Source organism: Ancylobacter sp., assembly GCF_965229075.1.
Taxonomy (GTDB): domain Bacteria; phylum Pseudomonadota; class Alphaproteobacteria; order Rhizobiales; family Xanthobacteraceae; genus Ancylobacter.
This window is the reverse complement of the sequence record NZ_CBDDIO010000002.1, coordinates 1,508,071-1,528,002: the sequence shown is the minus strand read 5'-3', so window position 1 is coordinate 1,528,002 and position 19,932 is coordinate 1,508,071. Positions and strand designations below refer to the sequence as shown.

Annotated in this window: 7 protein-coding genes; 3 read left to right on the top strand and 4 right to left on the bottom strand. The window is 70.8% G+C overall.

What is annotated here, in order from left to right; translation table 11 throughout:
- Window positions 1-4: 4 nt before the first annotated feature.
- The 4 genes from ACO07Z_RS13135 to ACO07Z_RS13120 are packed head-to-tail and all read right to left on the bottom strand — an operon-like array spanning window position 5 to window position 14,755.
- Window positions 5-8,965: an aminotransferase class III-fold pyridoxal phosphate-dependent enzyme gene (locus ACO07Z_RS13135; protein ID WP_421699112.1), complete on the bottom strand. Its 8,961-nt coding sequence runs from the start codon at window positions 8,963-8,965 to the stop codon at window positions 5-7.
- Window positions 8,952-11,093: an AMP-binding protein gene (locus ACO07Z_RS13130; protein WP_421699111.1), complete on the bottom strand. Its 2,142-nt coding sequence runs from the start codon at window positions 11,091-11,093 to the stop codon at window positions 8,952-8,954. Before ACO07Z_RS13130 ends, ACO07Z_RS13135 begins: the two co-directional genes overlap by 14 nt.
- The gene (locus tag ACO07Z_RS13125) at window positions 11,090-13,867 is read right to left on the bottom strand and encodes an ATP-binding cassette domain-containing protein (RefSeq protein WP_421699110.1); all 2,778 of its coding nucleotides are present in this window, start codon (window positions 13,865-13,867) and stop codon (window positions 11,090-11,092) included. Before ACO07Z_RS13125 ends, ACO07Z_RS13130 begins: the two co-directional genes overlap by 4 nt.
- A 9-nt stretch (window positions 13,868-13,876) precedes the next feature.
- Window positions 13,877-14,755 (bottom strand): thioesterase II family protein, encoded by an 879-nt coding sequence (locus tag ACO07Z_RS13120; RefSeq protein ID WP_421699109.1) that lies wholly within the window; start codon window positions 14,753-14,755, stop codon window positions 13,877-13,879.
- A gap of 164 nt (window positions 14,756-14,919) precedes the next feature.
- Here ACO07Z_RS13120 and ACO07Z_RS13115 point away from each other — a divergent pair, with 164 nt between their 5' ends.
- From ACO07Z_RS13115 to ACO07Z_RS13105, 3 genes are all read left to right on the top strand, one after another.
- Window positions 14,920-15,786: a phytanoyl-CoA dioxygenase family protein gene (locus tag ACO07Z_RS13115; RefSeq protein ID WP_307022884.1), complete on the top strand. Its 867-nt coding sequence runs from the start codon at window positions 14,920-14,922 to the stop codon at window positions 15,784-15,786.
- Window positions 15,787-16,205: 419 nt separating this feature from the next.
- Window positions 16,206-16,523: an antibiotic biosynthesis monooxygenase family protein gene (locus ACO07Z_RS13110; RefSeq protein WP_378283469.1), complete on the top strand. Its 318-nt coding sequence runs from the start codon at window positions 16,206-16,208 to the stop codon at window positions 16,521-16,523.
- 232 nt (window positions 16,524-16,755) lie between these two features.
- Window positions 16,756-19,905 carry an amino acid adenylation domain-containing protein gene (locus tag ACO07Z_RS13105; protein ID WP_421699108.1) on the top strand — a complete coding sequence of 1,050 codons (3,150 nt, stop codon included), beginning with the start codon at window positions 16,756-16,758 and terminating at the stop codon, window positions 19,903-19,905.
- Window positions 19,906-19,932: the final 27 nt, after the last annotated feature.

Here is a 19,932-nt window from a genome sequence, read left to right as displayed (position 1 = left end):
CCGCTCAGGTGAAGGCGATCAGCGTGTCGAGGTCGTCCTGGCTGAGGGCGAGCCCGGCGAAGTCGCTCGGCGAATAGCGCCGGGCCGACTGGGCCGCGACCACGCGGCAGGCTTCGGCCTCGGCGCGCACGGCATAGAGCAGGCGCTCGATGGTCGCGGCGTCATGGCCGGCGCCGAACTCGCAGCGCAGCACGAGCGCGCCGCCCTCCTGCCAGCAATTGAAGGCGAGCCGGTGCGGCCGGGCCGCCTGCGTCGCCCGCTCCCGCCCCGCGCCGAGCCGCACAAGCGCCAGACCGGCATGGCCGAAACGGCTGATATCGCCGAGGAAATTGAACGACACTTGCGGCCGCGCCCCGGTGAGCGGCGGGGTGGCGGCGCGCAGCAGCCCATAGCCCATGGCCCGGCCAGCGGCGGCGCGCGCGCGTTCCTTCACCGCCAGCAGCCATGCCGGCAGGTCGCCCGTCTCCCCCGGCAGCGCCACGGGATAGCGGGTGGTGAACCAGCCTATGGTCCGCGACAGGTCGATGGCGTCATCGCCGGTGTCGCGACCATGGCCTTCCAGTTCCAGCTGCAGCGCACCGCCGGTCCAGGCGATAAGCGGGCGGGCGATGAGAGCGAGCGCGCTCTCCTGCGGCTGGTGGCCGAAACGCTCGGCGAGATCGGCGAGCAGCGGCTGCGACAACGCTGCCTCCAGCCGCAGGTCGCGGGTGCGCGCGCCGCCCTCCACATCCGGCGCGGCGGAATGGTCGAGCGGCACGGTGGTGGGCGCGAGCGCCACCGATTGCCAATAGGGCCTGTCGGCCTCGAAGGCGGCACCGGCGCCGGCCTGATGGCGGCACCACCACGTCCAGGCGGTAGGCGGCGCCAGCACCGGCTGCGGCGGATCGGACAACGCCTTGGCGAGATCATCGGCGAGGATCGCCCAGGACACCATGTCGAAGACGAGATGATGCACCGCCACGACAAGGCGCAGCACCGCGCCCGCCTCGATGATGCCGGCGGCGAGGGCGCGCCCGGCCAGCGGGTCGATCGTCGCCACAAGGCGGTCGGCCATGCGGTCTTCGCGCGGGGAGACATCCTGACCGACGGCCACCTTGTCGCGCAGCAGCGCCGGCAGGCGCGGCACCTCGGCCACCTGCTGAAGCGGCGGCGGACCTTGCTGCAGGCGAACCCGCAGCCCGTCGTGACGTGCAACGGCCGCCGCCAGCGCCGCCTCCACCGCCGCGGGCGCGGTGCCCGGTGGCAGATCGAACACGGCGGTGAGCGCCCAGTGCCGCCGGTCGGGCATGGCGAGCCCCATGAACCAGTTCTGGATCGGGGTCAGCGGCACCGGTTCGGCCACCGGCCCGCGTTCCTCTACCGCGTCGACGGCCGCCGGCTTCATCAGCGCCGCCAGCGCCCGCGGGGTCGGCGCGGTGAAGATCTGCGCCGGGGAGAGCAGCCAACCCGCCGCCCGCGCCTTGCCGGCGAGCTGGATCGCCATGATGGAATCGCCGCCGAGCGCGAAGAAATCATCGTCCGGGCCAAGGCTGGCCGCCGTGCCGAGCGCGGCAAAAAGTTCGCGCCACAGCGCAAGGACCGTGGAGAGCGGATCACCCGTGCCGGAAGCCTCGGCGACGAGGACGGCGTCGCTGGCCATGGGCGCGGCGAACAGCGCGCGCAGCGCCGCCCGGTCCAGCTTGCCATTGGCGGTGAGCGGCAGCGCCTCGACGAGAATGAGGCGCGAGAGGCGCTGCGCCTCGGGCAGCCTATCCTTGAGCTGGGCGTCGAGGCGTGCCACGTCCTGCCCAGGCGCCACCGCCGCGCCGACGAGGCGCACCGTGCCGTCGTCCTCGCGCAGCGCCAGAACCGCCGCGTCGCGCACGCCGGCGCAGGCACGCAGCTGCGCCGCGACGCCGTTGGGATCGACCCGGTGGCCGCGCACCTTCACCATATCGTCCTTGCGGCCGAGGAAGTGAATGAGGCCATCGGCGTCGCGGATGCCGAGATCGCCGGTGAGATAGGCGCGCGCGCCGTCGCCGAGCTGGATGAAGCCGCTGGCAGCCTCGCCGCCCGGCACCGGCGCTGCCTCGGCGTCGCCGACATAGCCGAGCGCCACTCCTGCCCCGCTCACCCGGATTTCCCCGGTCTCGCCGGCGGGCAGCCCTGCGCCCTCCGCGTCGACAATGTCGACATGCGCCCCGTCGAGGGGATAGCCCACGGGGACACGGCCCTGCGCCTGCGCCCCAACGGCGAGCGCCGGCGTCACCTCCACCATGGTGCAGCCGATAGTGGTCTCGGTCGGGCCGTAATGGTTGAACAGGCGCAGCTCCGGCCGCAGCGCCCTCAGTTTTTCGACGAGGCCGAAGGTCAGCACATCGCCCCCGCACACCAGCGCCCGGCGGGGCAACAGCGCCGCCGCTTCCGGATGCGCCATGAGCGCGGCGAGATGGGTGGGAACGATCTTCAGCACATCCGCGGGGTGGCGGGTCATCCAGCCGATGAAAGCGGCGGGGTCGCGGGCGGTGGTCGCGTCCACCACATTGAGCGTGCCGCCCGAGGCCACGGCGCCGACCACGCTGGTATAGCCGAGATCGGCGGCGAAGGAGGTGGCGATGGCGAAGACCTGCGGGCCGGGAAGGTCCAGCCGGCGCAGCAGCGCCCGCGCATAGGCATCCAGCCCGCCACAGGACACCCGCACGCCCTTCGGCAGGCCGGTGGAGCCTGACGTGAACAGGACATAGGCGAGATCGTCGGCCGCGGCTTCCGCGCGGGGCGGGATCTCACCCGGCTGCGGGTCGCGGTTCCAGCCCAGCACCGGCACAGTGACAGGTTCGCCGGCGGTCGCGGCGTCGGCCACCACCACGCGCGCGCCACACGCCGCCAGCAGACTGGCGCGATAGGTGGCGGGATAGTCGGGATCGAGCGGAACGAAGGCCGCGCCGAGATGGCTCGCCGCCGCCATCGCCACCAGCGGGCCGGCGCCGCGCGCGAGGCAAAAGGCGACGCGGTCGCCGCGCCCCACGCCCTGCGCCGCCAGACGGGCGGCGAGGTCGCCGCTCGCCCGTGCGAGATCCGCCCAGCTGAGCGTGCCGTCGCGGTCGATCACCGCGGTTGCCTCCGGTGTCGTGGCGGCCCAATGTGCGACATGATCGGCGAGGCTGGTGGGTAAAGGCGCGGGTTCGTCGGGCGCCGGCAACACCGGCGCCTCCGGCTCGGCCGCGGCCGTGCCGATCGCCTCCAGCAGGGCACGGTAGCGGGCGACCCAGGCTTCGACACGGGCGCCGTCGAACAGATCGGTGTTGAAATTGGCCTCGATCGCGAGGCCCTCCTCGCTGGATTCGAGGTTCCAGTTGAGGTCCCAGCGCACGCGCCCATGAGCGTTGGCGCGCGGTGTCGGCGCCAGGTCGCCAAAGGCGGCAAGCGGCTCAACGCGGTCGAGGTTGAACGACACGCTCGCCAGCGGCGGGCGGGAGGGGTCGCGGCGCACGCCGCTGGCCTTGACGATGGCGGAGAGCGGATAGGCGGGATAGGCCATGGCCTGCGCCATGGCGACACGGGTCGCGGCGAGCGCATTGCCCTGGAGACCGGCGAGCCGCACCGGCACGGTGGAGATGCAATAGCCGGTCAGGCCCGGTTCGCCCACCAGCGGTTGCCCGGCAGCGAAGATCGCCACGACGAGATCGTCCTGGCCGGAAAGCTCCGCCAGCAATTGGCCATAGGCGGCGAGGCACAGCGTGAACAGCGAGCAATCGAGCGCCCGCGCCCGCGCGGCAAGTTCAGCGGCGAAGGTGGGAGACAGCAGCGCCCGCACGGTGCCGCCGTCATAGGTCTGCAGCGGCGGGCGCGGCCGATCGGTGGGAAGCGCCAGCGGCACCGGCGGCGGGGCGAACACGCTTTGCCAATGCGCCGCCGCTTCCGCATCGGCCGCGGCGTCGCGGGCGAAGTCGGCGAAGCGCTCATAGGCGGCCGGGGCCGGCAGTGCCGGCAGTGCCGGCTCGCTGCCGGCGAGGCGGGCGGTGTAGAGCGCGCCGAGCTCGTTGGCCAGCACCTGCAGCGACCAGCCATCGGTGACGATATGCGGCTGGACCAGAACCAGCGCCGTCTCCGTGCCGCCGCTCAGCAGCGCCAGGCGCAACATGCCGGCGCGCGCCAGGTCGAAGGGTTGCGCCGCCATCTCCCGCACGAAGCGGTCCAGCTCCGCCGCGTCGGTGAACGCGGCCTGGTCCAGCGCCACCCGGGCGTCCGGCTCGACGACCGCCGTGGCGCCATCCTGCTCGAAGCGCATGCGCAGGCTGTCATGGCGGGCGACGAGATCGGCCAGCGCCGCGCTCAGCGCCGGCGCATCGAGCGAACCGGACAGGCGCAGCACTAGCGACTGGTTATAGGCCGCCGCGCTTTCCGGGCTGAAGGCGGCCAGCGTCCACAGCGCCTGCTGGCCGGGCGCGGAGGCGAAGCGGCGGGGCCCCGCCGAAGGCGGCGGCAGCGCCGCGCCGCCCATCAGGCCGACGCTGGCGAGCGCGCGGGCACTCTCCCGCACCGCCTGTGCGACACGGGCGAGGTCGTCCTCGCTATGGGCGGTGGAGAGGAAGCAGGTGCGTCCCTCCCACACATAAACGCCGCGCGAGATCAGCTGGCTGTAGAACAGGTCGCTGGCGCCGGAAAAGCGCAGCACGGAAGAGAAGTGCTCCACCCGCAGCGGGCTGCCGTCTTCCTCCAGCCCGGCATTCAGCGTGGCGCACAGCGCCTGCGCGCGGGCGTTCAGCCGCTCCTGCAGCGCCGGGCCGGACGCGTCGAGATGGCCGAGCATGGCGGTGGCCGCCGCCATGGCGAGCGGGTTCTTGTTGAAGGTGCCGGCGAAGAAGGTGCGCTCGGCCTTCGGGCCGCCGGCACCCTCCAGCGGCCAGACCCCGCCGTCGATACCGTCGAGAAAGGCGCTGCGGCCGGAGACGACGCCGATGGGCAGGCCGCCGCCGACGATCTTGCCATAGGTGACGAGATCGGCCCGTACCCCGGCCCAGGCCTGTGCCCCGCCGACGGCGACGCGGAAACCGAGCAGCACCTCATCGAAGATCAGCGCCGCGCCGGCGCGGGCGGTGAAGCCGCGCAGCCAGTGCAGGAAATCGCGCGGCTGCAGGCCCGGACGGCGGCTCTGCACCGGCTCGACAATGACCGCCGCCAGCCGGTCGCCCAGCGCTTCCAGCGCCATCTGGCTGCCTTCGGGGTCGGCATAGTCCAGCACCACCACATCGGCCAGCATGCCGGGCGGGGTGCCGCTGGCGAGCGGCAGGCTGGCGCCATCGCTGCCAGAACGCGCCAGCGTGCCGTCGAAATGGCCATGATAGGAGCCGGCAAACATCGCTACCAGCGAGCGACCGGTGGCATGGCGAGCGAGACGCAGCGCGGTCATCACCGCTTCCGTGCCGGTGTTGCAGAACAGCGACCGCTCATTGCCGGTGAGCTTCGCGATGAGCGCAGCGGCCTCGCCGGCCTTTTCCGCCTGCGGGCCGAGAAACAGGCCCTGCTCGGCGATCTGGCGCTGGATCGCCTCCACCACCATCGGCGGGTTGTGGCCGAGCAGCTGCACGCCGAACCCCATGGTGAGGTCGACATAATCATTTCCGTCGGCATCGACGACATGGCTGCCCTGCCCCTTCACGCCGATGATCGGGTAGAGCAGCGACTTGGTCTCCGGCCGGAATCCCGCCACCGCCCGGCTGTCGGCGAGCACCGGCCCGAAGGCTTCGCGCTGATGGCGGGAGGCGCCGTGCGCCGCACCGTAGCGGGCGGCGAAATCGGCGATGAAGCCCGCCGCCTCCGGGCTTAGCGCCTCGGTCGGCGCGGCGGGCGAGGGGCTGACAGGCGGGAGAGCAGGACTGGACACGCGAGCCTCCGTCGCCGCCGTGCGGGCGGCCATGGTCGGAATGCCGGGAAGCGAGGCGGTGGCGGCAGCTGCGACGGCGGGGTCGGGGGTCTTCGCCTCCACCTCGCGCAGCACCCGCTCCAGCAGCGCCCGCGGCGTGGTGAGGGTGGTGAACAATTCGCGCCGGGGGATCGCCACCTTCCACCGCCGCTCCAGCGTGGAAAGCGCCTCGGCCAGCGCCAGCGAATCCACCCCGAGGGTGAAGAAGCCGGCATCACCCCCCAGCGCCGCCTCGCTCAGCTGCAGGCTGCGCCGCAGGCTGGTGGCGAGGGCGGCGCGGATGTCCTCGCGGCTCAAGGCCGGTGCGGCGGGCATGGTCGCCACCGCGCGAGAGACCGCCTCCCTTGCCGGGGCCAGCGGCACGGCGGGGCGCCGGGGCGGCGCCTCGACCCAGTGACGGTCGCGCGCGAACGGATAGGGCGGCAGACGCGCCGGGACGGCGCCGCTCGCCGGCCATGTCACATCAAGGCCCGCGACGAACAGGCGGCACAGCGCCAGCGCCAGCGTTTCGCCCGCCGCCCGGTTGCGGCGCATGGTGGGGATGAAGCGAGTGTCGCGTCCCTCGAAGCCCGCGGCGCGCTGGGCGAAGCCGACCAGCGTCGCGGCCGGGCCGATTTCCACCACGACATTCACGCCCTCGCGCGCCAGTGTGTCGAGCCCCGCGCCGAAGCGCACGGGCTGGCGGATCTGCCGGCCCCAATAGGTGGGGTCGCGGAGATCGGCGGAGAGGTCGCCGGTGATATTGGAGACGACCGGCAGGCGCGGGGCGCCGAGAACCGCTTCGCGCACCCGCTGCTCGAACGGTCCGACGGCGGCGTCCATCAGATGGGAATGGAAAGCGTGGCTGGTGACGATGCGCTGGCTGCGGATGCCTTCCGCATCGAGCGCGGCGAGCACTTGCGCGATCGCCTCGCCCGGACCGGACATCACCACTTCCTCCGGCGCGTTCAGCGCCGCGATGTCGAGGCGCCCCTCGAAAGTGTGCAGCACGGATTCGAGCCGTTCCAGCGGCGCGAACACCGCCGCCATCTCGCCGCCCGGCGGCAGCGCCCCCATCAGCGCACCGCGGGTGGCGACGATATCGAGCGCCGCCTCGAACGGCGCTACGCCGGCGAGGCAGGCGGCCGACCATTCGCCGAGGCTGTGGCCGGCGACGAGGTCGGGCGTGATGCCGCAGGCGGCGAGCCGTTCGGCCAGCGCCATTTCCAGCGCGAACAGCGCCGGCTGTACCTCGGCGGTGTCGGTCAGCGGCGGGCCTTCCCTGTCGAACATGCGCGCGGCAAGGTCGCGCCCCATCTGCGCCCCGGCCGCGTCGATCCGCGCGCGAAAGGCCGGGTCGTCGGCATACAGATCCGCCGCCATGCCCGGCCACTGGCTGCCCTGCCCGGAAAACAGGAAGGCGATTTTCGGGGTGTCCGGCAGAGCCTGCCCGACCGCGCCGACCTGCGGCGCCTCACCGGCGGCAATGGCGCGCAGGCCCGCCAGCGCTTCCTCAGCGCTGCGGGCGAGACAGGCGGCGCGATGGGCGAAGCGCCCGCGCCCCCGAGTCAACGCCGCAGCGATGCCGGCGAGCGGGACCTGCGGATCGGCGGCGAGGTGGTCGGCGAGCCCGGCCGCCACGCGACGCAGGGCCTCGGCATCGGGCGCGGAAAAGGCGAAGACGATCGGCAGCGACGTCTCGACCGGCGCCTCCGGCGTGGCCGGGGCTTCTTCCAGAATGAGATGGGCGTTGGTGCCGGAAAAGCCGAAGCTGCTGACCGCCGCGCGGCGCGGCGCGCCAGCGGGCCATTCCATCGCCTCGGCGACGACGCGCACGGGAAGCTCGTCCCAGGCGATGCGCGGGTTGGGCCGGGTCTGGTGCAGCGTCGCCGGCAGCCGGCCGGCTTCCAGCGCCAGCACCATCTTGATCAGCCCGGCAATGCCGGCAGCGGCTTCCAGATGGCCGACATTGGTCTTCACCGAGCCCAGCAGCAGCGGCTCGGTGCGCAGCAGGCCGTAAGCGGCGGCAAGCGCCTGCACCTCGATGGGATCGCCCAGCGGCGTGCCGGTGCCATGGCATTCCACCGCCTGCACCTCGGCTGCCGACAAGCCGGCATCGGCGAGGGCACTGGCGATCACCGCCCGCTGCGCCGCGCCATTGGGCGCGGTAAGGGCGCTGGAATGGCCGTCATGATTGAGCGCCGAACCACGAATAACCGCACGGATGGCATCGCCGTCGCGTAGCGCATCGGCGAGGCGCTTCAGCACCACCAGCCCGCCGCCCTCGCCGCGCACATAGCCATCGGCGGCGGCGTCGAAAGTGCTGCAGGCATGGCTGGGGCCGAGCATGCCGGCGGCGGCCAGGGCGGCGGTCACATCGGCGTCGAGCGTCAGGTTCACGCCGCCCGCCAAAGCGAGGTTGCATTCGGCGCTGCGCAGCGCGCGGCAGGCGGCATGCACGGCGACCAACGAGGAGGAACAGGCGGTGTCGAGCACCAGCGCCGGGCCGGTGACATCGAGCCAATGGGCGATGCGGCCGGCGGCGATGGAGCCGGCATTGCCGAGAATGGCGGCGGGGGAGAGCGAGTCGGTTGCCTGGAACCGGGTCTCATACTCATTGGCGCCGAGGCCGAGAAACACGCCGGTGGCGCGGGGACGCCGCGCCGCATCGGCATAGCCGGCATCTTCCAGCGCCTGCCAGGCCAGCATCAACGCCAGGCGATGCTGCGGGTCCATGGCGTCGGCTTCGAGCGGGCGCAGCCCGAAGAAGCCGGCGTCGAACGTCTCCACGCCCTCGACATAGCCGCCGGGCGGCAGGCCGTCGCGTTCGGGGCGGTCGGCGGGAACGGGGCGCACGGCATCGCGGCCCTCGAACAACAAGCGGCCATAAGCCTGCGCCGAGTCGACATCGGCGAAGCGAGCGGCGAGGCCGATGACAGCCACGGGCGCACGGGCACGGGCGGTCTCGGCCCGCAGCGCGTCGATGCGCCCTTCCAGCGCCAGCATCAGATCGGTGACCTGTTCGGGGTGCAGCCGGCTCAGCCGGGCGAGCAGGCCCGCGCGCCGCTCCTCACTGCTCGCCACGGCCGCCCCCCTCAATCATCGACAGAAGTTCTTCCAGATCGCCGCCCGCGCCGGGCGACGGAGCCGGTATCGACGGCGAGGCTTGCGCCGGCATTACCTGAGGTTGTCCCGTCAGATGCGCCACGAGCGCATTGACGGTCGGATGGTCGAAGGCCAGCGTCTGCGGCAGGGCACGGCCGAGATGGCTACCGAGAGCGCCGGCGAGATCGACGGCGTCGATCGAGGTAAGGCCGAGTTCGCCGAGCCCGCGATCCACCGCGACGGCGGAGACCGGCAGGCCGAGCCGGCCCGCCAGCCACTCGCGAATCCAGCGCTCCAGCGCCGGCACGGCAAGGGGCGTTGCCGGCGCGTGCGCCGCCCGCGCTGAATCAATAGCCGCGTCCAGCATCTCCTGCCGCGCGCTGCGCCACTCCGCGATGACCGGCAGTTCGCCCGCGCGCCAAGCCTGACGGTTGGCAGCACGCTGGATCTTGCCGCTGGAGGTGCGCAACACCGCGCCGGGTTCGACCAGCACGATACGCGAGAGCTGAAGCTCCAGCATCTGCCACACCGAAGCGCTGATGGCGCTGAACAGCGGCGCGGGATCGGTGCGCCGCTGCGTGCGCTCCAGCTCCTGCACCAGCACCACCTGTTCGCCGCCGGCCTCACCGATGAGGCCGAACGCCGCGCCGCCACCCGCGCGCAGTGCCGGATGCGCCGCCTGCGCCACGCGCTCGATGTCCTGCGGGTAGTGGTTCGAGCCGGAGAGGATGATGAGATCCTTGATGCGGCCGGTGACGCAGAGCTCGTCGCCGATCATCGCCCCGAGATCGCCGGTGCGCAGATAGCCCGTCGGGTCGTCCTCGCCCTCGATGCGTACGCCGAAGGTGGCCGCGCTTTCCTCCGGCCGGCGCCAATAGCCGCGCGCGATGGTCGGCCCGCCGAGCCAGATCTCGCCGACGCGGTCATCCGACTGGCGGCGCTTTGTCTCGGGATCGACGATGGCGATGCGCACATCCGCCAGCGGCGTGCCGCAGCCGGGAATGAGGTTCGTGCGCACCGATGCGCCGGCCTCGACGATGCGGCCCTGTTCCAGCGCCGCAGCGTCGAGCGAGAACAGCCGAGGTGCCGCGCCCATGGGGCTGGCAGTGACGGCCAGGGTCGATTCTGCCAGGCCATAGGCCGGGGCGAAGGTCTCGCGGCGAAAACCGTGCGGGGCGAAGGCGGCGATGAAATCCTCCATCACCTGCGGGTCGATCGGCTCGGCGGCGTTCATCGCCATGACAAGGGAGGAGAGGTCGAGGTCCGCTCGCGCCTCGGCCGGAATGCGTCGGGCGCACAGATCATAGGCGAAGCTCGGCGCCGCCGTGTGGGTGCCGCCAAAGCGGCTGATCGCCTCCAGCCACAGCAGCGGGCGCTGCAGGAAGCTGTTCGGCGCCATCTGCACGACCGGGCAGCCGGAGTACAGCGTCTGCAACAGGCCGAAAATCAGACCGAGATCGTGGAAGGCCGGCAGCCAGGTCACCATCGTGCTCGCCGGCGACAGGCCCCAGGCCGCTTCCATCCGCGCCATGTCGGCCATGAGGTTGGCGTGGCTGACCTCCACACCCTTGGGCAGGGCGGTGGAACCCGACGTGTACTGGATGAAGCAGGTCGCCTCTGGATCGACGGTGCGTAGTGGCGTGGGCGGAATGTCCTGCGCGCCGAGATCGCCGACATCCTGCCAGCGCAGCGCCGCCAGCTCCGCGCTGTCGGCCTGCCAGAGGGTCGATTGTTCGGCGACGCCGCCGCCGGTCAGGGCGAGAGCGGCGCCGCTGTCGACCGCCACCGCCTGCAGGCGCTGGATCAGCCTGTGCCGACGCGGGGGGTTGATCGGCACGGCGAGGCGGCCCGCCCACTGGCAGGCGAGAAACGCGACGAGAAAGTCGACGCAGGGCTGAAACACCAGCAGCACCGGCGCGCCGGGCGTGCTCGCCTGTTCGAGGAAGCCGGCGACACGGGCGGCCCGCGCGGCCAGCTCGGCCGCGCCGCAGCGCTCGGCCACCGCGCCGGAACTGTCGAGGAAAGTGATGGACCAGCGCGCGTCCGGGCTTTCCGCCAGCGCGGCGAGGCGGGTGGCGACGGTGCCGGTCGGGAGAACGGGGCTCATTGAGAGGGCACCTGCAGCTTCAGCCAGGCATAGTGCTTCATCATCGCCTCGTAGCGCGGGGCGAAGGTGGAGACGATCTTCTGCTCGACCTCGGGATGCGAGGCGAGCAGCCCGCGCAGCGTCGCCCAGTCGATGGTCAGCAAATGGCAGGGCTTGCGCGTCACCACACGGGTGAACTCCTCCGCATGTTCCAGCACCGTATTCTCGCCCAGCGCGTCGCCGGCTTCCAGTACCTCCACGGACATGAAGGTGCCGTCCGGCAGGCGCACACTCTGCTGGGCTTCGCCCTGAGTGATGAAGATCAGCCGGTTGGCGGGCTGGCCGTCCTCGATCAGCACGGTGTCCGGCCCCACCGTCTCGACGCTCATGCGGGCGAGCAGGTTTTCAAGGAAGCCCGGCGCCAGTCCCTGCAGCAGCGGCCGTTTGCGCAGCCGCTCCAGAAGCTGCTCGCGCGGCACCACGCCTTCCGCACCGGCGATGACGCTGCGCTCCCACAGATCGGCATAGACGCCCTCTGCTTCCAGCAGCGCGGCATGGGTACCGCTCTCCACCACCCGGCCGGCTTTGACGACATAGACGAGATCGGCATGCTCGCACTGGGTGAGGTCATGGGTGACGGCGACCACGGTGCGCCCCTGCGTGACCTTGCGCAGCGTCTCCTCCACCGCGACGCGGCTCCCCGGGTCGAGCGCCGAGGTGGCCTCGTCCAGCAGCATGATCTGCGGATCATGAAGGATGGCGCGGGCGATGGCGATGCGCTGGCGCTGCCCGCCCGAGAGCTTGTTGCCGGCCTCGCCGACATCGGTGTCGTAGCCGTCGGGCAGTGCCATGATGATGGGGTGAATGTCGGCCGCCTTGGCCGCCGCCTCCACCTCGGCATCGCTGGCACTCAGCTTGCCCATGCGGATGTTCTCGCGCACCGAGCCCTGGAACAGGATGGTCTCCTGCGGCACCAGCGAGATCAGGGAGCGCAGCTGCGCTTCTCCCAGCATCCGGATATCCACCCCGTTTACCCGGACATGACCGCTGCGGGGCGAGAACTGGTTCTCGATCAGCCGCAACAGCGTCGATTTGCCGGAGCCGGACGGACCCACCACCATCACCCGCCGCGGGCAGTCGATGGAAAGCGACACCTTGTCGAGCGTCGCGGCCGTGCCGTCATAGCTGAAGCTCACCTCGTCGAAGGTCAGCGAGTGCACCTTGCCGCCAATATCCTCCGGCCGCTCCGGGTCGGGGGCCGCGTCCGGCTTACCGAGCAGGGCCTGCACCCGCTCAAGCCCGCCGACGCCCTGGATGAGCAGCGGCAGCTGGGCGCCGATGAAGCCGGCGGCGCCGCCAATGGTGAGGAGCAGGGTGATGAAGGCAACGATCGTGCCCGAGGACACGTCGCCATGCACGGATTGCAGGGCGCCGAGGCCGATGACAAGCAGCTGCGCGGCGCTGACGCCGAAACTGGTCATGCGGCCGACGAGACCGGAGGAGAAATACTGGTGGTAGCTTGCCTTGAACAGGCGGGCGAGCTGGGTGGTGAACAGCTTCGACTGCAACTCATGCAGGCCGAAAATGCGGATCACCCGCTGCATCAGCAGCGTTTCCTTGACCACATGGGCGACCTTGGCATCCTCCGCCCCGCGCTCATAATTGTAGCGCACCGCGCGCTTGCTGAAGCCTCGCGGCAGCCAGAAGGCGATCATCAGCGACACCAGCGTGGCGATGGCGAGCTGAGTGTCCAGCGTGAACGCTACCGCCACCGAGCCAATCAGCATCAGACCCTTGGAGAACAGCCCCGGCACCGCCCAGATGACCGCCTTCTCCACCACGGTGAGGTCATTGGAGAAATCCGCGATGATGGCGTCGGTGTCGGAGCTGGCGAGTTCGCGCGCGTCCATACGGTTGATCTTGGCGAACATGCGCGCGCGCAGGTCATTGAGGATGCGCGGCCCGAGCTTGGCGACGGAATAATCGAGAATGACGCCGAAGAAGGAGGCGGCGAGGAAACCCCAAGTGAGATAGCCGATATAGGTGCGGATCACCTCGACATTGCTGGGCTTGATGCCCTCGTCGAACAGCGTCTGCAGCCAGAGCGGGACATAGACGGCGTAGAGGATCTGCACCGCATTGGCGACGAGGAACCAGAACAGCAGCATCTTGTGCCGCGCCGCCGCCTTCGCCACCCACATCACCAGATGGGTCGGCCCTCTCTCCGGGGTGCCGGCGCGGATCTCGTCCTGCCACTTCAGTTCGAGCGCCCCCGTGGAGGCGCCGGCCACCGCCTCGCAGGCCGCGTCGACATTGCCATTGGCGCCCATCTTGCGCCCGAATTTCAGGAAGCCGCGCGGTCCCTTGGCCTTCAAGAGATATTCGACGAACGCCGCCGCCCGGCGCACATCCTTCTGGTCCACCTCCGGCAGGAGAAGGCGACCCGCCAGACCGTTAAGGTCATGCGCGTCGGTGCGCGCGATGCGCACGGGCGCGGGCTTCTTGCCGTCCTCACGCGCCACTTCCAGCAGCACGGAATGCAAGAGACCAAGCCCAAGCAGCCCCCAGGCGCCGCTCGGCATCGCCAGCTTGTAGGCGAACAGATGATGCGCGACGCGCCGCACCGGATCGCGCCGCGCCTCGTCCGGATTAGCGGCCATGGCAGCGGCGATGAAGCCCTTGTCCGGCTTTATCGCCAGCCTCTCGCAGGCCAGCGCATAGAGGCGCTGCAGCTTGTGCTGCACCTCATCCTCGGTCTCGTGCTTCTTGAACCAGTCGAAATGCCGGTTGGACATGGCGGCTCTTTATGATTCGCGGACAGGCGGGAACGGGTGACGCCCGGCAGAGGCTTGCCAGCGCGCAATGAGATCGCCGACCAGGGCGGCGAGGGCGGCCGTCGCGCCGCTCCAGGGAAAATGGCCGGCCGACAGCGTGTGAAATCCGACCGGACCGGCGCCTACCTCGCGCCATGCCGCACTCTCTTCAGCGGAAACCGAGGGGTCGGCGGTGAGGCGGATGACCGAAAGCGCGCAGCGCAGCGGCGTGGCATCGATGAGCCTATAGGTCTCGCAGGCGGCCAGATCGGCGCGCAGCGCCGCTTCTTCGCGCGGCCCGAGAAGGTCGCCGAGGTCCGGACCGACGGCGCCGAAGCACTCGCGCAGTTCCGCCAGCAATTGCCCGCGCGGCAGCCGATGCAGCGGCGCCTCCTTCGGCGGCCGGCTCGGCGAGCGGAAGCCGGAAACGACGAGATGCAGCCTGCCCGCCCGGGCCGGGTCGTCCCGCTCCAGCGCCCGCGCGGTCTCGAAGGCGAGCAGCGCGCCGAAGCTGTTGCCGAGCAGCGTCACCCCCGGCCCCTCCGGCGCCAAGGCGGCACCGAGTTCGTCGGCGATCGCGGACGCCAGCGCCCCGGCCAGCAGGCGGACATCGGCGAACGGAGGGGCCTCTTCCGCCGACAGGCCGGGAACCGGAGCGTCATGGCCCGGCAGCGCGACCGTGGCGATGGCAATGTCCGGCGACAGGGCGGCGGCGAGCCCGAGGCAAGACAGCACGCTGCCGCCGGCATGCGGCAGGCAGAGGAGCACCGGCGCACCCGCCGGGCGGCGCACCCAGCGCAGAAGGTCGCGGGGCGCTGCCGGGAGCGCCTCGGGCAAATTGATGCGAGCCTCGGATCGCCGCGAGATCATGACAAAATTCGCCAATGGACAGCGCCCACCGATGTGCCACACCGTGCAGCCGCGGTGCCGAGGAACCGTCCCGCCGCCGAACGCATCTCACGCGGCGCCATCGCCGTTCGGGGCGACAGCGTCCGGGACCAACCCGCGTGCCGCAGCCGAATCCAGGAGGATCCATGCCGAACGACACTTCTCCCATCGACGAGGCGATGATCGAGACCCTCGACCGCGACGGCGCCATCTGCCTCAGGGGCGCTTTCGGCCCGGAATGGGTCGATCTGGCCGCCGAGGGCATCCGCCGCAACCTCGAGAGTCCCGGCGCGCTGTTCCAGAGCTTCTCGCCCAATGACAAAGGCGCCTTCTACTCGGACATCTGGTCGCGCCGGCACATCTCCGAGCTTGAAACCTTCGCGCTCGAATCGCCCTCGGCCGCCATCGCCGCGCGCTGCCTGCGCACCCCCTCCGTGCGGCTGCTGCAGGACACCTGGTTCTACAAGAGTCCCGGCACGCAGGCGCGCACGCCCTGGCATCACGACAATGTGGTGCTCGGCCCGTTCTGCTCCATCTGGGTGGCGCTCGATCCTATTCCGCGTGCGGCGGCTCTGGAATTCGTGCGCGGCTCGCATCGCTGGAACAAGCTGTTCATGCCGGCAAACTTCTTCGAGAGCGAAGAGGCCGCGCTGCCAGCAGTGGAGGAATTCTACGCCCGCTACCACGGCGAATTCGACATCGCCGCGCGCGACACTTTCTCGCGCGTGCCGGACATCCAGGCCCATCGCGAAGACTACGATATTCTGAGCTGGGACATGGAGCCGGGCGATTGCCTCGTCTTCCACGCCCGCACCCTGCACGGCTCGCCCGGCAACACGCTGGACCACGATACGCGGCGCATGGTGACGCGTTGGGTGGACGAGACCGCCGTGCTGGCGCCGCATGGCCGCACGGTGGTCGACCGGCTGGTGGCGGAAGGCTTCGAGGTCGATCTCGCGGTCGGCGCGCCGATCCGCGGCAAGCTCTTCCCGGTGCTGACGCCCCTTGCCTGAAAAGCGGCGGGCGGCGAGGCCGGCAAGGGCACGCGCCGCCACACCCGGCGTGCCCGTGCGGATGCGCCGAAGGCAGGGAGGCAACCTTTCCTTTACGGAAGGCATCAGCAGCAACCCATCAGCAACGGCCTGAGACACTCGCCCTTCGCCGCCCCGGCCACATCCCACCGACCGGCGCGGGCGTCTATCACACCCTCTCCGCTGCACGCGGGGGTTGACGTGCAGAGATGGACGAACCCGAAGTCTATGGAGCCGATCATGCTAACGTAGCCATGTGAAACGCGCATGAATTGCTAAAGCCTTATTGCACCGCTTGCGAGAGAATACTGAAAATGGGTCAAAAATAGACAGTTGCCCAGACGAGCGACCCGCGCTAAGCCATCATCCGCAACTCTGGCTGGAGAAGTCCTGTGGCAAGTATGTTTATGACGATCTCTCGTTGTCACGTTAAGGCGGGTAGTGAGCAGGATGCACGCGCGCTTCTCGAAAAAGAAATGCTCCCCAACGACGGCAAGAAGCCGGGCGATGTCATTGAAGGTCTGGTCGGCTTTGGACTTATGAAGTCCAAGAAAGACCCGTCCATGTATGGCATCTGCACTGTGTGGGAAAGCGAAGCTGCTTTCGACAAGATGTCTTCCAATCCGCGCGCCAAGGACGGTGGCGGCATCGTCGAGAAGCTCCAGAAGCTTTGCGACGGCGAGATCAAGGGCGAAGGCTTCTACATCGAGAGCCTCTGAAGACTTCCGGCGGCAGCTACGACTGCCGCCGGCTTTCTTTCGGCCGACAGGGTCGAATTCTACTTTAGGTTGTCAACCCCCATGCCCTCGGGTGCAGACAGGGCGTGGGCGGCCCGGCTCTTGCCCGTCAGCCATTAGGCGGCACGGAAAGCGCACGCCGGCATGAAGAATGGCGCGGCGATTACATGCCGGCCGAAGTGCAGCACGACGTTTTGCTGCAGAAGGTAGTGACGTGGCCCGCGGTCCCATCGAAGATATTCACGGCCTGACCGATCTGCAGCGCGCCATGCTGATACGCTGCGCGAGCTATCCCGATCAGCCCCTCTTCATGGGCCAGTGGTGGGCCCTCCTCGGCGGCCCGCTCGATGAAGACGGCTTCGCGGCCGCCTGGGCCGCGGTCATCCAGCGCCACACGGTGCTGCGCTCGGGCTTTCACTGGGAGCTGAAGGGCGACCCCGCCCAGGTGGTGGTCGCCGCGCCCAGCTTCGCCGTCGAGCGGCTCGACTGGAGCACTCTCGCGGAGTGGCGCGCCGCGCTCGATGCGCTGTTGCAGGAGGACCGCGCCCAGCCCTTCGATGTCCGCCGTCCGCCGCTCATGCGGGTGCGCCTCGTCAGGCTCGCGGAGGAGGGTGCGGGACCGCGTCACCTCCTGGTGTGGACGCGCCATCACCTCGCCGTCGATGGCTGGTCGCTCGGCGAGATTCTGGACGAGGTGCTCACCCTCTATCGCGGCGGCACGGTGCCGCCGGCGCTTCCCTTCCGCCGCTATGTCGAGTGGTGGCAGGGCCGCGACGCCGCCGCCGGGCGGGCATATTGGGGCGCCATGCTTGCCGGGCATCAGCCGGGCGCGGCCCTGCGCGTTTCGACCGCCGCCGCGCCCCGCATCGGCGAGGTCATGCGGAATCTCTCCCCCGCCGTCGCCGACCGCCTCGCCGCCCTGGCACGCAGCGAGCGTCTGACCCTGAGCACGCTGGTCGAAGGCGCCTGGGCGCTGGTGCTCGCCCGCGCGGACGGGACCGACGATGTGGTGATGGGCTGTATCGAGACGGTGCGCCCGCCCGAACTGCTGGGCGACCAAACCCATCATCTGGTGGGGCCGCAGGTCGGGGTGCTGCCCAGCCGGCTGCGCCGCGACGCGACACCGCTGCGCCATTGGCTGGCTGAGCTGCAGCAGGCGCGGGCACGCGGACGCGACGCCGGGCCGCTAGGGCTCGACACGATGCGGGACCTGCTCGGCCTGCCGAGCGACGCGCTGCCGCTGCGCAGCCTGATCGCGGTACAGACCTATCCGCTGGCGCTGGCGCCCGCCTTCCGCGCCGCCGGGCTTGAACTGCTGGCGAGCGGCGACGTCACCCTGCCCGACCTGCCACTCAATCTGATGGTCGAGATTGGTGAAGCCTTCGAACTGCGGCTGATGGTCGACGAGCTTCATGTGCCGCTGCCGCAGGCCCGGCAGTTGCTCGCCATGCTCGCCAACGCGCTGGAGCGCCTGCCTTTCCATCTCGACGCGCCGGCCGCCGCCTTCGACGTGATGCCGGAAGCGCTGCTCGCCGAGATCGCGACCGCCCTGACAGGCAAGCCCCTGCCCCGGCCGTCGGGGACGGTGGTCGACCTGATCCTGGCGCAGATGCGCGCCCGTCCCGAAGCGCCCGCGCTCATCGCCGAGGGCCGCCCGCTGTCCTATGGCGAACTCGGCGCCCAGGCGATCGACCTTGCCGGCCGGCTGATAACGGCCGGGGTGAAGCCGGGCGCGCGGGTCGCGGTCCTGCTCGATCAGGGGCCGGAGGCGGTCGCGGCCATTCTCGGCATTCTTTTCGCCGGCGCCGCCTATGTACCGCTCGACCCCGAGGCGCCGGCCGAGCGCCGGGCGATGATCCTCGCCAGCGCCGAGGTTGCAGCGCTGGTCACGCGCCACGACCGCGCCGGCGAGGCGCCCGGTCTGCCCGTGCTGACGGTGGGGGCCGCGCCCCCGGAACCCGCCGATCTCGACGCCGTGACGCGGCCGGCCGCAGAGGATGAGGCCTATGTCATTTTCACCTCCGGCTCCACCGGCCGGCCGAAGGGCGTGAGCGTCGGCCATGACAATCTGCGCACCCATGTCGCCGCCAGCACGGCGGAATATGCCGACCTGCCGATCGGCCGCTTCCTGCTGACCTTCCCGCTGTTCTTCGACGGCTCCGTCACCGGCCTGTTCTGCACGCTGTGCGAAGGCGGCACGCTGGTGCTGCCCGACGCCGGCGCGGCGCGCGACGCCGACCGGCTGGTCGCGCTCATCCGCGGCGCCGGCGTCACCCATGTGTGCCTCACTCCTTCCTTCTGGGGCGTTCTGCTGGAGACCGCTGGGGCGGAGGGCCTGCCCACCCTGTGCATGGCCAAGGTGGCGGCCGAGCCCTGCCCGCCGGCACTGGTGGCCGCCCATGCCGCCCGCGTGCCCCACGCAGTGCTGTGTAACGAGTACGGACCTACAGAGGCGACGGTGTGGGTGTGCGTCGAGCGCTGCCGGCCGGAAACAACCGGCGCCAGCGTCGCCATCGGTCACCCCATCCCGGGCACGGTGCTTCATGTGGTGGATGGCGAGGACCGACCCTGCCCTTACGGCACCATTGGCGAGCTTGTCATCTCGGGGCCGTCGGTGGCGCGCTTCTACATCGGCGCAGAGCCGGGCGTGAGCCTGCGCACGTCTCTGGCCGGCACCGCTGCCCCCGCCTACCGCACCGGCGACCGCGTGTCGCTCGCCAGCGATGGCCGGTTGTCCTTTCATGGCCGCCGGGACCGGCAGGTGAAGTTAGCCGGCTATAGGATTGAGCCGGGCGAGGTCGAAGCGGCGCTGCTCGCGCAGGCCGGCATCCGCGAAGCCGCGCTCGTGGTCGAAGAGGGGGACGGCCGGCCCGCCCGACTCGTCGCCCATCTCGCGCCCGACACCGGCCCGGATGAGGCAGAAGTGCGCCGGCTCCTGGCTGCGCGGCTGCCGGCCTATATGATCCCGCAGGCCTTCCTTCGGCATCAGCAGCTTCCGCGCACCGCCAATGGCAAGGTGGACACCGCCGCCCTTCCCCGTGCCCCGTTCGCCGCGACGGCTGGCGGCGCGGAGCCCCCGCAGGGACCGCTGGAGGCCGCCCTCGCCACATTGTGGGCGGAGGTGCTCGGCCTGCCCACGGTCGGCCGAAACGCCCATTTCTTCGCGCTTGGCGGCAGCTCGCTGCTGGCGATGCAGATGATCGCCCGCCTGCGCCGGGAACTGGCGCTGCAAGCCACGCTGGCGGACCTGTTCGAAGCCCCGGAACTGGCCGCGCTGGCGCAGCGGCTCGGGGCGGCGCCGGCCGCGGACCCCGCCCCGGCCCCCGTGGCACGTGCCCGCGCCCGGGTGGAGCTGCCTTCATGAGCGCGCGACCGGCGCCGGGGCCGCGCT